This is a genomic window from Azospirillum terrae, assembly GCF_053470425.1.
The window spans coordinates 1-13,185 of the sequence record NZ_JBPXMR010000007.1 but is presented as its reverse complement, the minus strand read 5'-3'; the positions used below and the strand labels follow the sequence as shown (position 1 = coordinate 13,185).

The 13,185-nt window shown below is 63.7% G+C and carries 18 protein-coding genes; 5 read left to right on the top strand and 13 right to left on the bottom strand.

Features of this window, described 5'->3' with window-relative positions; all coding sequences use genetic code 11:
• Positions 1–214: 214 nt before the first annotated feature.
• The 5 genes from ACSVDD_RS18670 to ACSVDD_RS18650 all read right to left on the bottom strand — a co-directional run bounded on the left by ACSVDD_RS18670 (position 215) and on the right by ACSVDD_RS18650 (position 3,091).
• A complete protein-coding gene (locus tag ACSVDD_RS18670; protein ID WP_448190893.1) occupies positions 215–868 on the bottom strand; it encodes a division plane positioning ATPase MipZ in 654 nt (217 codons plus the stop codon).
• Entirely contained in the window at positions 865–1,101 is a 237-nt protein-coding gene (locus tag ACSVDD_RS18665) for a chromosome partitioning protein ParB (RefSeq protein WP_448190892.1), read from the bottom strand. The genes ACSVDD_RS18670 and ACSVDD_RS18665 overlap by 4 nt, the downstream gene beginning before the upstream one ends.
• Positions 1,098–1,736: a ParA family partition ATPase gene (parA, locus tag ACSVDD_RS18660; protein WP_448190891.1), complete on the bottom strand. Its 639-nt coding sequence runs from the start codon at positions 1,734–1,736 to the stop codon at positions 1,098–1,100. Before parA ends, ACSVDD_RS18665 begins: the two co-directional genes overlap by 4 nt.
• A gap of 219 nt (positions 1,737–1,955) precedes the next feature.
• Positions 1,956–2,831, bottom strand: coding sequence for a replication initiator protein A (locus ACSVDD_RS18655; RefSeq protein ID WP_448190890.1), 876 nt, complete (start codon positions 2,829–2,831; stop codon positions 1,956–1,958).
• Between the two features lie 8 nt (positions 2,832–2,839).
• Positions 2,840–3,091, bottom strand: coding sequence for a helix-turn-helix transcriptional regulator (locus ACSVDD_RS18650; protein WP_448190889.1), 252 nt, complete (start codon positions 3,089–3,091; stop codon positions 2,840–2,842).
• A gap of 369 nt (positions 3,092–3,460) precedes the next feature.
• Here ACSVDD_RS18650 and ACSVDD_RS18645 point away from each other — a divergent pair, with 369 nt between their 5' ends.
• On the top strand, positions 3,461–4,771 hold the full coding sequence (locus ACSVDD_RS18645; protein ID WP_448190888.1) for a hypothetical protein: 1,311 nt from the start codon (positions 3,461–3,463) through the stop codon (positions 4,769–4,771).
• A gap of 109 nt (positions 4,772–4,880) precedes the next feature.
• On the opposite strand, the gene ACSVDD_RS18640 is transcribed toward ACSVDD_RS18645, so the two are convergent.
• The 3 genes from ACSVDD_RS18640 to ACSVDD_RS18630 form a co-directional block, all read right to left on the bottom strand.
• Complete coding sequence (locus ACSVDD_RS18640; protein WP_448190887.1) at positions 4,881–5,426, bottom strand: DUF2285 domain-containing protein; 546 nt, start codon at positions 5,424–5,426, stop codon at positions 4,881–4,883.
• 7 nt (positions 5,427–5,433) lie between these two features.
• On the bottom strand, positions 5,434–5,646 hold the full coding sequence (locus tag ACSVDD_RS18635; RefSeq protein WP_448190886.1) for a transcriptional regulator domain-containing protein: 213 nt from the start codon (positions 5,644–5,646) through the stop codon (positions 5,434–5,436).
• A gap of 173 nt (positions 5,647–5,819) precedes the next feature.
• Entirely contained in the window at positions 5,820–6,095 is a 276-nt protein-coding gene (locus tag ACSVDD_RS18630; RefSeq protein ID WP_448190885.1) for a DNA -binding domain-containing protein, read from the bottom strand.
• A 189-nt stretch (positions 6,096–6,284) separates the two neighbouring features.
• Here ACSVDD_RS18630 and ACSVDD_RS18625 point away from each other — a divergent pair, with 189 nt between their 5' ends.
• Positions 6,285–6,527 carry a helix-turn-helix transcriptional regulator gene (locus tag ACSVDD_RS18625; protein WP_448190884.1) on the top strand — a complete coding sequence of 81 codons (243 nt, stop codon included), beginning with the start codon at positions 6,285–6,287 and terminating at the stop codon, positions 6,525–6,527.
• 423 nt (positions 6,528–6,950) lie between these two features.
• On the opposite strand, the gene ACSVDD_RS18620 is transcribed toward ACSVDD_RS18625, so the two are convergent.
• Positions 6,951–7,655, bottom strand: coding sequence for a hypothetical protein (locus ACSVDD_RS18620; protein ID WP_448190883.1), 705 nt, complete (start codon positions 7,653–7,655; stop codon positions 6,951–6,953).
• A 430-nt stretch (positions 7,656–8,085) separates the two neighbouring features.
• The gene (locus ACSVDD_RS18615; protein ID WP_448190882.1) at positions 8,086–8,667 is read right to left on the bottom strand and encodes a hypothetical protein; all 582 of its coding nucleotides are present in this window, start codon (positions 8,665–8,667) and stop codon (positions 8,086–8,088) included.
• A 173-nt stretch (positions 8,668–8,840) separates the two neighbouring features.
• On the opposite strand from ACSVDD_RS18615, the gene ACSVDD_RS18610 reads away from it, so the two are divergent.
• Positions 8,841–9,053 carry an XRE family transcriptional regulator gene (locus tag ACSVDD_RS18610; RefSeq protein ID WP_233474968.1) on the top strand — a complete coding sequence of 71 codons (213 nt, stop codon included), beginning with the start codon at positions 8,841–8,843 and terminating at the stop codon, positions 9,051–9,053.
• Here the strand turns inward: ACSVDD_RS18610 and ACSVDD_RS18605 are convergent.
• Positions 9,046–9,495: a helix-turn-helix domain-containing protein gene (locus ACSVDD_RS18605; RefSeq protein WP_448190881.1), complete on the bottom strand. Its 450-nt coding sequence runs from the start codon at positions 9,493–9,495 to the stop codon at positions 9,046–9,048. The genes ACSVDD_RS18610 and ACSVDD_RS18605 overlap by 8 nt on opposite strands.
• A gap of 155 nt (positions 9,496–9,650) precedes the next feature.
• On the opposite strand from ACSVDD_RS18605, the gene ACSVDD_RS18600 reads away from it, so the two are divergent.
• Positions 9,651–9,887, top strand: coding sequence for a helix-turn-helix domain-containing protein (locus ACSVDD_RS18600; protein WP_448190880.1), 237 nt, complete (start codon positions 9,651–9,653; stop codon positions 9,885–9,887).
• Positions 9,888–10,009: 122 nt separating this feature from the next.
• On the opposite strand, the gene ACSVDD_RS18595 is transcribed toward ACSVDD_RS18600, so the two are convergent.
• Together ACSVDD_RS18595 and ACSVDD_RS18590 are read right to left on the bottom strand one after the other, a co-directional pair.
• Positions 10,010–10,183 carry a hypothetical protein gene (locus tag ACSVDD_RS18595; RefSeq protein ID WP_448190879.1) on the bottom strand — a complete coding sequence of 58 codons (174 nt, stop codon included), beginning with the start codon at positions 10,181–10,183 and terminating at the stop codon, positions 10,010–10,012.
• Positions 10,184–10,487: 304 nt separating this feature from the next.
• A complete protein-coding gene (locus ACSVDD_RS18590; protein WP_448190878.1) occupies positions 10,488–10,784 on the bottom strand; it encodes a DUF736 domain-containing protein in 297 nt (98 codons plus the stop codon).
• A gap of 1,386 nt (positions 10,785–12,170) precedes the next feature.
• Here ACSVDD_RS18590 and ACSVDD_RS18585 point away from each other — a divergent pair.
• Entirely contained in the window at positions 12,171–13,067 is an 897-nt protein-coding gene (locus ACSVDD_RS18585; protein WP_448190877.1) for a hypothetical protein, read from the top strand.
• Positions 13,068–13,185: the final 118 nt, after the last annotated feature.

Below are 13,185 nucleotides of genomic sequence, written 5' to 3'. Positions count from 1 at the left end.
ATGCGCCTGCATTCCCAAACATCTCTGGAATACAGATAAGCTGTTGATCTGGAATGGGACGAAACGACGCTGTAGACGCTCTTTTATCTTGCTGAATGGCCCTTCTTACTTCCCAAGCAGCCGCTGCCTATTCTTTCCGGTGGCTGCCAGGCGCCTGTCTTTGCCGCCGTTCCTACGCCACGCCACGCCACGCCCGGTCCCGGAACCGCCTCGCTCAGTCCGGTTTCCCCGCCCGGCCGCGGCCGAACACCTCATCGACCAGCCGCCGGACATCGACCTCGGCCGGCCCGACGAAGTCGATCTCCTGCACCAGCAGCCCGGTGCCCCGGCTCATGGCGAAACTCATCCGTTCGCCCACCACCGCGGCGGCCACGGGCAGGCGCAGGCCGCAGACGGTCATCTCGGTGCCCGGCTCGACCTCCAGGCCAGCAGGGGCATGCGTCAGGACCACCGACGCCGTCAGGGCCGGCTCGACCGCCAGCGCCTCGACCACCAACTGCATGGTGGCGGCGCAGCGCCCCACGGCGTCCCGTTCGGGATGCGTCGGCACCAGCACGGTATCCGCCGCCAGCAGCGCCGCACGCAGGGCTGGAGTGGACGCCGCCGGGGTGTCGATGATCACGTGGTCGAAACGGGCGTGCAGGCCCCAGACGCCGCAGCGCAGGTCCGGGCTGGCGATGCCGATGGTCTCGAACAGCGCCGGCAGCCCATTGCGCCGCCGGCAGTCGGCCCACTCCAGGGCACCGGAGCGCTGGCCGGTGTCGAGCAGCGCCACCCGCTTGCCCTGTAGCGCCAGCTCGCCGGCGAGATGGACGGCCAGCGTCGTCCGCCCGGCGCCACGGGCCTGATTCACAAGGGCCACGATCATGATGTGCCCTCCTCGGGAAAGGCTCCGTCCAGCAGCTCGCGCAGCAGCACGGCCATGGTCACACCCCGGCGGAAGGCGGCTATTCGGATGCGGCCGCGCAGTTCGGGCGTGACGTCCACCGTGAGCCGCGCGGTGTAGAGGTCCGCCTTGGGAGTGGCCGGCCCGTCGCCGTGGCGCACCCAGGTGTCGGGAGTGCCGGGACGCGCCCCGAAGCCGATCCGCCCGCCGCTCATCCCGCCGTCCCCAGCACTTCGGCGGCGAGCGCCACCATCTCGCGGGCGGCCAGCGATCCGGGCGCCTCCTCGCCCGCCAGCCGGCCGGCGCGGGCGCAGCGGGCGAAGACGACGCGCTGCCCCACCGTCGTCTTCAGAGCCGGCGGCAGCGTGCCGGCGAGTTCCCGGCGGGCGTCGCGCAGCAGCAGCGTGCGGGCGATGCAGCGGTTGAGGACGAAGCGCGCCTCCAGGCCGGGCTTCCAGCCGCGGGCGTCATCGAGCAGGCGCAGCAGCTCCGCCGAGGCCCAGGCGTCGTAGGGGCTCGGCTGCACCGGGATGAGGACGAGGTCGGCGGCCAGCAGCGCCGAACGGACGAGGCCGGTGACGCGCGGCGGCCCGTCGATGACGACGTGCTCATAGCCGCGGGCCAGTTCCGGCACCTCGCGGTGCAGCGTCTCGCGGGCCAGCCCGGTCATGGCGAACAGCCGGGGCAGCCCCCCGCGGTCGCGCTGCACCGACCAGTCCAGCGCGGAACCCTGGGGATCGGCGTCGATCAGCAGGACCCGGTGGTTTGGGCGCGCCAGCTCGGCGGCGAGGTGGGTGGCGAGCGTCGTCTTGCCGACGCCGCCCTTCTGGTTAAGCAGCGCCACGATCATGACGCCGCTCCCCGAAATCGGACGGCATACCGCCCGTCCCCATGATTCCGCTGCCTCATCAACAAAGACTCGTTAGAGTCTACGTTAGATATGTTAAGGGCGCGAATCGGCCCTGTGTACCAAGGGCTTGGAGGGTGTCCGTGCACCCGATAGCACGAGTGCCGTGCACCCGATGGCACGAGCGTTTGCACACCCGATAGCACGAGCGGTGTCACCGGTTTATCCCCCGTGTCTGTGGATAACTTTGGCCGCCGTCAGCGGCGCCTCGGCCGGGCCGCGCGGCACGAAGCGCAGCCGTTCGCTGCCATCCGGCTGGCGCTCGACGGCCAGCCGGTAGCCCGGCAGCCGCTGGCGCCGGGCGACGGTGCGCAGGTCGATGGCGAAGTTGGCGAAGCGGGCGAGGCTGCCCGACTTGGCGTGCAGGTGGCGGAAGTCGAAGGCCCAGCCGTCGGATTGGCGGCCGGCGTGCTTCCGAGCCAGACGGTACAGCCAGCGCTCGATGCCGCCGGTGAGGCCGAAGTACTCCCGCCCGATGGTGAGCACGAAGGCGTCGGCGAGGACGCCCTGGTAGAACCAGTCCGGCAGGATCAGTTCCAGCCCCAGCGGCCGGCCTGAGGCGTCGGCGCGCTCCTTCCACTCGTTGACCCAGGAGAAGCGGTGCCGGCGCCGCAGGTCGGGCTGGCGCAGGTTGGTGACCACCGTGGTCGCCTGGAGCCGGTCGAGCGCGGCGCGCAGGCGCTGGTAGTCGCGCAGGGAGGTGCCGCGGCCGGTGAAGGTGAGGATCTGGTGCGGCGTCGCGCTGAGCAGGCGCGCGGTGCGCAGGCCCGCATCGCGCGCCTCGACGAGCTGGCTGGCCGCCCAGATCAGCACGTCGGCGTCCCAGATGGTGGCGAGGCCGTGCTCGGCGGTGCCCTCGACGCGGATGCGCACGTCGCCCGCAGCGTAGTCGATGGGCTCGGTGCGCTTCGACTTGGCGAGCGAGAAGAACGGGTGCGCCATCAGGTCCTGCTGGTCGCGCACCGCCATGTCGCCGGGCAGCGCCACGAACAGGTCGAACTGCATCTGCCGGTCGCCGTCGCGGAAGACCCCGTCCATGGCACGGCCTAACGGCGTGCTGGCCGGGCCGGGCGCACGGTACCGGTGCCCGGATCGGAGGTGGAGGTGCGCAGGCCCTGGTCGGCCCAGGTCTTCAGATCCTCGACAGCGTAGACCACCCGGCCGCCGATCTTGCGGTAGCGCGGGCCGGTGCCGTAGAGGCGGTGCTTCTCCATCGTCCGGGTGGACAGGCCGAGGAAGCGGGCCGCCTCGGGGGTGCGCAGGAAGCGTGGGGGAAGGCCGCCGGTCTTGTCGTCCATTCGTCCGTCTCCTTGTACTGCGGGTGCCCATGGGACAGGGCAGCGCGTCGTGGAGCACGGTGGCGGAGCGGAAGCGTGGTCAGGGAGGGGAAAGACCTTGCGGGGGCGGGTCCCCAAGCGGCTAACGTGACAATGCCGCGAAAATCAAGGCATTAGATTTATCAAGGAGGTGCGGGGGTGGTAATTTCTGCAACATTCTTGCTGACTGATCACCAACGAGTACAGATCGGCGGATTTCCGGATGTCCGGAAATGCACTATGAGGGGCGCTTGGCGCCGATTCCAAACTGGGACGGTCAGAAATTCTGTGTGGGCAGGTGATTGAGCACGAGAATGGAGCGACCTCATTGCTAGAGCTCAAAGCCATGGCATGTGCGACATTTCCGTGCTTGCATTGCGACGGGTATCAACGCCAGATCGCAGAGGTGAGTTGAACATAGTGGTGGCGATTGAGATGCTGGAAACAGTAGGCAGGCAAGCCGCACAGTACGTTCTCAGTGCATCAACCAACTACGAAGCTTATTTGCGCTTTCAAGCGATGCAGCCCGTGCTGTCTGGGTGGCGGTTCCTGTTGGCCGCAAGCCACGGCGCCGCGCCGGTGCATACCCTTGATCAATCGATCGCAGACACAGGCGTTATTCGGAGCGTGTTCCGCTCGCCAAACATTCTCATGCTTGATGAATATACAGATGCTGACATGAGAGCGGGGCGTCCTATCGCATGTGATTATTCAATCAGCTTGGATGCGCAAGCGGCAAGTTATCTCAGAGATTACTACGAAGACGGGAAAGCTGTTCCGGAATCCTTTAGGAAGGCTTTGGTTATTATCGCAAACCCAGATGTGAACGTAGATATTTTTCCTTACCTCTTTGAGAACTTCCGCTTGCTTCAAAATAAGAATTCACGCGAGCACGTGGTTGCTACCATGAAAGCGTTCAAGGCCCTATCGGACATAGATTATGGGCTTTTTCAAAGAACAGGGGTTATTATTTCGGGCAAAAGCAATGATGAACTAGAATATATTGCGGAACAAGCCATCCATGATATGGAAGAAAATTATGATGAATTATTTGATTCTATGCGATATCATTTATGCTATTGCTTTTTATTGAAGGTAACCCAGATCCAACTGGGCGGAAAAGGACACACTGCATCGCATAAGATGAAAAGGCTTTTCAAATTCCAGCATGATGAATTGGCAACATTATGGTCTCGCGAAACAGTTATGGCGCGCGCACTTTTTGAAAATGGTAATAAGTTCATGTTCTTTTCAGCAATTCAATCAGGCAATCCGAATATTTTCGAAAAACTACGCAATATGGCATGGGATATATGGCACATTCGCAATTGCGAAGGTATGCTGACTAGCACTCCAGAAAATGGTGCCCGGTATTTTTACCCAGCTTTTCTTACATTCGACGCCGGAATGACCCAAGTTATAGACACATACGGCCTTCGGGGTTGTGCTATTTTCAAAGACGAACCATTGATGCCATTCTTCGATTCTGCGCATATCGGTGGAGGACCTGAAGGGGATGAGGACATCAATCAATATCTGACTTCAGAAGCAGCTTTAGATCGGAAGCGCCGCAGAAAGCCAGCTGGGGACTGGATAAAAGACCTGATCGGAGAGTTGGAGCTGAAAGTTGCTCGACTTGCCAGAGTGTCAGCTCCAACCTGATGTTGGTGTTAGCAATCAGGCACATCCAAAAGGTATAGGGACAGTTCAGACACATCAGGTCTGCGAGGGCAGATCGCATGTGCCTTCTGTCTGTGTCCGAGCATTAGATCTACAATGACATCCGCCGCAACAGATCGCGATAGCCGCCGTCCATCAGTTGGCGCCCGCGACGGATCAGATAGCGGACTTGGTCGCGCAAGGGGGTGTTCCGATACCAGTCGGCCTTGACGCGCTCGGCACCGAACAGCGCCTCGGCCGTCTTCCGCGCGCTGGCTCCGTCGAGGTGGGCGTCGAGCGCTTGGAGGATGCGCATCAGCATGCGGGTCTGGTACGGCGTCAGGTCTGGGGGCGCAACCGGGTTCGTCACTGCGTCGTGGAACCGGCGGAGCGCCGCGACTTGGGCGTCCAGGTCACCCTCCAGCGCGACCAGCGCCCGCAGCGGCGTGCCGCGTTTGGGAAGGCGTTTGCCCTCGATCCAGAAGCGCCGTTCGCGCGGCCCGTCGGCGAGCGCGATGTGGAAGCCGTCTCCGGTGTCGAAAACGGCTTGGCGCGACGCCCCCCACCAGGGATCGACGCAGGCGCCCGGCCCGGTGCAGGGCCTGGGAGCCGGCGACAGCCGGACCAGGGCCGGCAGCACCTCGGGCCGCCAGAACACCAGCGTCTCAGCCCCCGTCTTGTCCGGATCCTCCAGGACAGTGCAACCCCCAGTGGCCGGTTCCGTCCTGGGAGGACGGCTGGCCCTGCTGCTGTGCAGCGGTTGCATCCGCTTGATAATCCCCGTTGCGGCGCAGAAATTCCCACGCCCAGCAGGAAACAGGCACGGATAAGGCGTACTGGTATGAATTAGATGCGCGCCAATCGTTCTTTGCCGTCATGACCTTGCCACCCGTGCGCAGCGTCAGGTTGCGCCCGAATCGAAGGTGAGCACCTACCCTGAAATTGCGACGACGCTGACGGCGTACAACGGGGGCAAGAATGGCGTACTTCCGCGGACTCCGTAGATTCGGGACCGCGGAACGGCGGATTTCCGGAAATCAGGCATTACGAATCAGTGCATGCCCTGCAGGAGGAGGTGCCGGTACCCGACCCGGGTCATCCACTGCGCTCGCGCCAGATGCGTGGCGTGGGCGTGCCGGGCGCGCTCGGGCTCGCGGGCGGGGTCGATGCGCAGCACGATGCGGGCGACCTCGTCCGGGTCGGCCCCGTCCGCCTCAGCATCGAGCAGGCGCAGGTAGGTCACGAGGTGCAGGCGGTCGTAGTCGGTCAGGCTCTCCGAATGGGGCGGCGCGTCGGCAACCGGCGGTTCAAGCTGAGGCGACGTCATCGGCTTGGTCTCCTCCCTTTGTGTGGTCTCGCTCTGAAGCGACTGTGTTTTTTCATACCATCATATGTGGATGCGGTCCGGGCCGGTCGCACGGCCACGCCCCATGATACCATCCCGTCCGCTCCGAATGGGAGATCTATCCCGTGGAGACTTACCCCGCAATCCGGCTCCATCCTGCGGATGGAGGACATGCCCGAGATCCTGGCCTGGAACGTCCGCCGCCTGCGCCACGCCAAGGGCATCACGCAGGAGGAGTTGGCGCACCGTGCCGGCATGGACCGCAGCTATCTCGGCACCATCGAGCGGGCTGAGCACAAGGCGACGGTCGTCATCGTCGGCCGTCTGGCGGCGGCCCTCTCGGTGCTTCCCCGTGATCTCCTGGAGCTTCCTCCCAACCACCCCTACCTCGCGCAGCTTGCCGGAAATCCGTAGGTCCGGAACGACGGCGTTGCGCATCGGATATCACAGCGCCGCCGTGTCTCTAGATTCCTTATAATAGGTACTTGCCTGCGCCACATCTGGTGGGGTTTAGCTAAACTTTCAGCCTATTCTTTAGCGAAGCGTGATGAACCGACCACGGCTCTGAACCGGGAGTCCGCGATGCCGAAGGCACCGGTCCGTAGACCGCACCTGAGATCGTCACCCGCATGAGCCGAGACGCGCCGCCCGCGGCTCGGGGGCGATCCGCCCCCAGAGCCCGGTGCGCCGAAAAGCGGCGGAGGTGCCTTATGGGCAGAAAGTTTCACCACTCATCAGAAACACCCCGCACGCTCAGCGTCTCGGTTCATCGGTTTGGCTCGGGCGGTGCCTGAAATCAGCATCATCCGTGTTTGTTATTCGAACACGCGAAGGCGCTTAAGGCTTTTGGCGCCAAAAATCGGCGCTGTGATTGTTCAGCCCCTGCGTATAGGAATCGGGCTTTGCCTGAAAAGTTTCTGGAATTTTATCCCCATCTCCTCCCTGCCTGAAATAATCTCTAACCGAGTAAAGCGCCAAGCTCATCAGGTGCTCCCATGTTCGATACAACGTGCTTTCCATCGCCCGCCTTTGCTTCGCGGGACTCAATTTTTTCTTGGGGAGCGGCAGGGTGTAATCGGGACGCAGATCGACGTCATGGGAGAATGTTATGCTGCCGTACGTCCATTGGTCATCAACGGTCCGACGCCACCGATAGCTCACTCTGACGTTTAAGTGCTTGCTTAGTTGGAAGGGCGGGCTGATCCGATCATCGACGTAGAAGAGCTGTGCTTCCTTCTCTTCCGTCTCCATCCGGCGTTTCATCCCCCTCACGGCGTCGGATAGATCACGGCCCGCGCGTCGGAGGCGATCCCCGGTCTCGGCAAGCTTTCGTGGCGCTTTGAAACGCCTGTGCTCCGCTAGCGCCTGCTCGAAGGCGTGGAGTTGTGCTGCGACGTACGGCCCACACCCTGTGAGGGGAAGACGGTACAGATCATCCAACCGTTCCTCTTGGACCGCTCGTTCGACAAGCTTGTCCAATTCCTTGGCGTCGATCGCTTTGAGGGCCTCCCGTTCATCTTGGGAAATGTTGATCTCTCCCATGCAACGTTTCCCCGTGTTTGATTGGTCGAGGTTCGCATGATAAAGAATGACTCCGCCTGCGGCTCGCGCTTTCTGCGGCAAAGGAACCACCAAGTGCTATGCCTCGGCATACGGTTGCAAATGCAGACGCGGTTGAGTGGCAGCTTGGCCATACCGGCGGAAAGAAGGGGGTACCTTCAACCGCGAATCGCCCGCTGACCGGCCGTCTCCGGTTGCGCTACCGGTACGTCAACCGCGACGCTGGTGGTGGCGCTCACAGCGATGATGGTGACGGAGCCGCCGATCCGACCAGCGCGGCAACGAGGCTTCGTATGTTGGTCGTCAAAGGATCCCGACTTTCGCGCCCGAACATGATTCCTATAATTGCGGACCTTATCCGATTTTCTCTTGTAGATCATTTGCCGAAGGCGTGGAGGAGACAGGAGCCGCTCTACGCGTCCTTTGCGGTCAGCGCGGTCAGATCGGCGAGAACGCCGCGGATGAAATCCCAGGGATAGCCGTCGGCCTCCGGCTCCAGCTCGCTCCATTCGGTGGCGATGGCGAGCTTGGCGATGACGCCGGGGATTGATCGTGCGGGCGTACGGGACGCGGTCCTGAGCAGTTCGTCCACCCGCCGGTCTGCGGCAGCCTCCTGCTCAACGGCGCTGGTGAGGCCGACCGCCGCCGCCTCGGCGTCCCAGCGCGCCTGTGAAGCGGCGAGGTCGCGCTTCAGCCGCCGGCGCAACGACCGTGTGGCCGGCGTCGTCCCCAGTACCCGATCAATCTGGCGGGCGTCCGTGGCAACCACCGAAGGGCGTTCCGGGTCGTCGAGGGGGATCTCAACACGGGGGAAGCCGATCTTCTCGGCCAGTTCCCGTTCCAGGCGCTGGGCTTCGCGGCACAGCCGCTGCGAGGAGGCGAAGGTCGCTCGCCAATCCTGCCAGAGCAGGATGAGCGGGTCGGTGTCCTGTTGCTCGGATACGGCAACCGTTAAAAGGCGAGCTGCCGCAGCTAAGCTCGTCCGGCGAGGCACATGGCGTGCCCTTGGTGCTCGCGCCTTTGGAGACACGCCCACCTCCTATGCTTGAAGCAGAGTAACTGATATTCTGCCGTTTGACTGCAATAAGGTCAACAGAAAAGATGCCTAACGACAGAAAAGACGTCATAACTCCCGCGCAGTGCCGGGCGGGGCGCGGCTTGGTTCGCATGAGCCAGGAGCAGCTTGCGGAAGCCGCGGAGGTCGGCGAGAAGACCGTCGCGGACTTCGAGCGCGAGTCTGAGCGACGGCTCCATATCCGCACCCTTCGCGCCCTTCGCGCGGCGCTGGAAGCTGCCGGTGTGGAATTCATCCCAGAGAACGGCGGCGGCGAAGGTGTTCGGTTCAAGAAGGATCGACCGCAGGAGACGGACGTCATTTGATCACGCCCTCGACGGCGCCCACAGTCGCCTTGACCAAGTCGAAGATCCCCCGGCGCACGCGCGGGTCCTTTACCCGGTAGTAGCATTTCACGAGTTCCAGCGTCTCCCGCCGCCCCATCGGCAGCGTTTCGGGATCGGGCGGCTCGGAGGCACGGGGCGCCGAGTCCGGCATGTCGTCGAAGAAGAAGCTGACCGGAACGTCGAGTATGTCCGCCAACTGCCAGAGCCGCGATGCGGCGACGCCGTTGGTGCCGTGCTCGTACTTCTGGATTTGCTGGAACGTCAGGCCGACCCGCCGGCCCAGCTCGGTCTGCGACAGGCCGAGCAGCGTGCGGCGCAGCCGCAGCCGTCCACCCACATGGGTGTCCACCGTGTCCAGACCGGTCCCGGCCTTCTGTGCGCGACCGCGCCTCTTGCTCTTCACCTCTGGTACGACGTTCACGAAGCTCCCTCCTGCATCACGCCTTCGGCTGCGGGATGCGACCATGCCTTTTCTCGCGCGCCGGCTGTGCAGCATGGACCGTCGCGCGCATGCTCTCAAGAAAATGTTACTCATAGTCTGTAGACCAATAGGCTACACGCTGGCTAGCTGCCCGGATGGACATCCGCAGGCAGGTCGGGCTCAACGTTCAGCGGATCAGGCGCACGCGCGGCTGGTCGCAGGAGGAGCTCGCCTTCGAGTCGGGGCTGCACCGCACCTACATCAGCGGCATCGAGCGCGGCGCCCGCAACCCGACCATCACGGTGCTGGAGGAACTGGCCGACGCGCTGGGTGTGCCGCCAAGCACGTTGCTGGAGCCGGATGTTGCTCCGGCTGCCGAAGGGGCCGGTTGATCGTCCTCCCTAGGACAGGGAGGGATTGGCCGGCACCGTGCGCGTTCAACGCGGTGATGGGCCGTCGATGGAGCCCCCCCCGAAACCATGGCACCCATTCGGTTATCCAGATAAACAGCGCCTCAGTCGGGCGCCGCGTCGTCGTCGGCCAGGGTCTCGAAAGCGCCTTCCTGGTCCGCTTGCCGGGCGAGGAGGGTGTCCAGCTCCCGCCGGGCCTGGACACGCTCGCGACGGGTCAGGAAGCAAGCAGCCAGTTCCACGCGGAGTTCCTGGATTTGCCGGTCGATGGTGAGCATCGGTCCCTCCTGTGTTTGAAGACGGGAGGGCTCGCACGGTGCCGGACCGGTCCGGGTCGAGGATCGCCGCAGGCGACCGGCCGGCCGGCGAGCGGGGGAACCGAAATGCGCAGCATTTTGGGGGCACCGCTCGTCCTCGATGCGGGGCGATCCGGCATGGTAGGCTGGGAGGTCTGAAAAGGCAGATAGAACGTTCGGGAAAGCGGAGACGCCGCAGGTCGGACCGCCGCCGCCATGATGGGCCGGACGGACTGACCTGCCGGTTGCAGCTCCCCGGATGGAGCGCTGCAACCGGCGTGTCGTCTCAGCGGAACCAGATCAGCGCGTAACCGCCATCGACTTCGACCAGGCTGGCGTAGATCGGGGCCGGGAAGCTGGGATCGTCGAGCTTGACCGAGTGGTAGGGCCGGCCGGTGTCCTTGGCGGCCTTCCGCCAGCCGGCGCCGATCTCGATCGGCCCGCACAGCGCGCGCAGGTCGGGGGACTTGTCGTGCTCCTTCTCCATGGGAACGAAGCGGGCCTTGATGTTGAGGGTGAGGGTCTTGATCGTGCCGGCGAAGGAACCGTCGTCGCTGCGGGTGAAGCTGCCGATCTGGGCCATCTGTCATCTCCTTGATGGGGTGCGGTCGCGACCATCGCGGCCTTGATGGCGATCAAAGGGCGCCGGGCGACCGGCCCGCACCCAGGGGCCGCAGCGCAGCGGAGGACCGGCGGGAACCGGGCGTCTTGCTTCGCGAGGAAGCCGCGCGCCGGCCTTGGCCGAGCACGGCGGGGAAGACGGTTGGTGTTCGCCGGTTGCGTGATCGAGGTCGGGCTGCCGAGGCAGCCGTCCCCGGCGCCAGAGTCGCCAGCAGACAAAGCCGCGCTGGTCGCACCGGACTCCAGGCCGTTGAAGACGCCGGATGGCTCAGCGGGCTCGACCCGGAGAGGGATGGTCATGCTGGGCGCTCTCAGGCGCTCCACCATCGGCACACTGCGGCGGCCATACCGGCAGAAGGGGCACGAACCGACCCGACTTGCGCCTCGATAGAGCGGCGGAGATAGGACGCGCGCCTGAACAGTGCCGAACCTTCCAGAGCCAGCATCAATGGTCCCAGGACACCCTGGCCGAGAAGGCGACCTTGTCCGTGTCGGTGGTGCGCCGTTTCGAGAGCGGCGGGAGATCGTCGCACGGCTACGCGTCGGGCAGCCTTCGACGGGCCTTCGAGGCCGCCGGCCTCGGCGGCGATTCGGCGGCATGATCGGGTGGTCGTTCCCTGCCTGACTGGCTGCCCCCACGCACCGATGCCGAAGGACGCGCTGGCCCTTCGCCCTCACTCCCGGCCGAAACGGCGGCCGCGGCAGGGATCGAAGCCCGAAGGGCCGAGACACCACTGGTGGCTCGGTTCACGAGAGCCCGGTGGGCGGGCCTGCCCGCACAGCCGCCTACAGCGGCCACGTACCCTACGATATTGTAGGATCTGTTAGGGAATCACAGCGGCTTCTGACCCATTTTAGACGTTGAGGCCGCTCATGAACGGCTCCGAAGCGGACGCGCAGAAATAACGCGGCTCGACCGGTGATCTGGCCTCTGCCGATACGCTCTGCGCAGCATCCCGGTCGTTCCGAACATGTGCGATGATTCCTGACAGCAGTCATTGGACTAACCACGCAGTATTTCGCCGATATGCCATGAGGGACAGAGACATCGTGCTTACCGGTGGTGTGCCAGAGCAGGACGCCTGCCATGCCGGTGGCCACGCCAATGATGATGCGCCCGACGTTTGCTGTACTGGAAACCCAGAGCGCCTTGATCAATAAATTCCTCCCCTTGTCGATATTGCAACCATGACCGCCCGTTGGTATTGTTGGGCATCGGCTGACCGGCCGTGCCGTCCACACTGGCAAAGCCTTCGGGGCAGGTTCTTATCACCATCCTGACACTCTCTTTTGCGGCGCTCAGGGCTTAGTGGACACGCCTTTCTCCAGCGCCGAGAAGGAGAATGGTATGCGTTTTTTCTTCCCCAATCTCACCCGTCCGAAAAAGGCCGCAAAGCATCTTTCTGCGGCGCTCCCGGAGATTTCTCTGTCTCGTGTTCAGCGGGCCATAGCCATGGCCTGCGGCTACCGCGACTGGCACGAACTTGAGATCAGCCATACCGCCGCCGAGCCGAGCATCCTGGATGAGCACTTGCCCGAAGGCGCCTTTCGGGAACGGGCCATCGCCCTGGTGTGCAGCCTAGGGGCGTCGCTGAATGTGCTTGATGGCGACGTGCAGGCGGCGTTACCCGACATGAGGCTTACCGGAAATCGAGCTTTCACCCATGAGGATCACGAGGTGATCAGAACGGCTTGTTGGCGGGCGGGGCCAATTCCTTGGAGGGAAGGTCGGCATCCCGGCGTGATCTTCCGGATCAAGAGCAAGGGCTTTTCCAAGACCGAACCCCATTGGTGGCGCCGATCCACGGGCGCGGTAAGATTCATCGACCACTCCGCCTCCAACGGTGCATGCGCTACGTTCGAGGCGGTTGTCCCACGCACCCGGATGGCGGATTTCGTACCCCGGCGCCTTTGGTTGCCATATGGCTGGATGGACATGGAGGATGGCAGCCGGGTTCTGTTTTCCCGCGATTATCTGCCTCTGTGGCGCATCGCTGAGGGCAAGGTGAAGCGGCTCATGCCAACAACCAAGTTGCATGCTTACCGTGACCGGCAATGGTTTCCGGAAAGTGGCAGGCCATGGTCATATGGCCCCGCGAGAGAAGCCGCCGAGCGGATGCTGGCGGAATATGGCATCACGGCGCTTCCCCGGTTGGCGGACGTTCTTCCAATCCTGATCCAGGACGAACACATCGACGTCAAGGATGCCGCTAAGGTACTGGATGACGTACGAGAACTGGCTTAGTACTACAGCCGTTTTCTATCGGTTTGGGTACGGCGTTTCCAATGTGAACGCCGCGCCCGCTGCTGGTGTCGTCGTCGCCAGAGCGACCACGCGATAACGGCGGTGGGCGGGGGTGGCG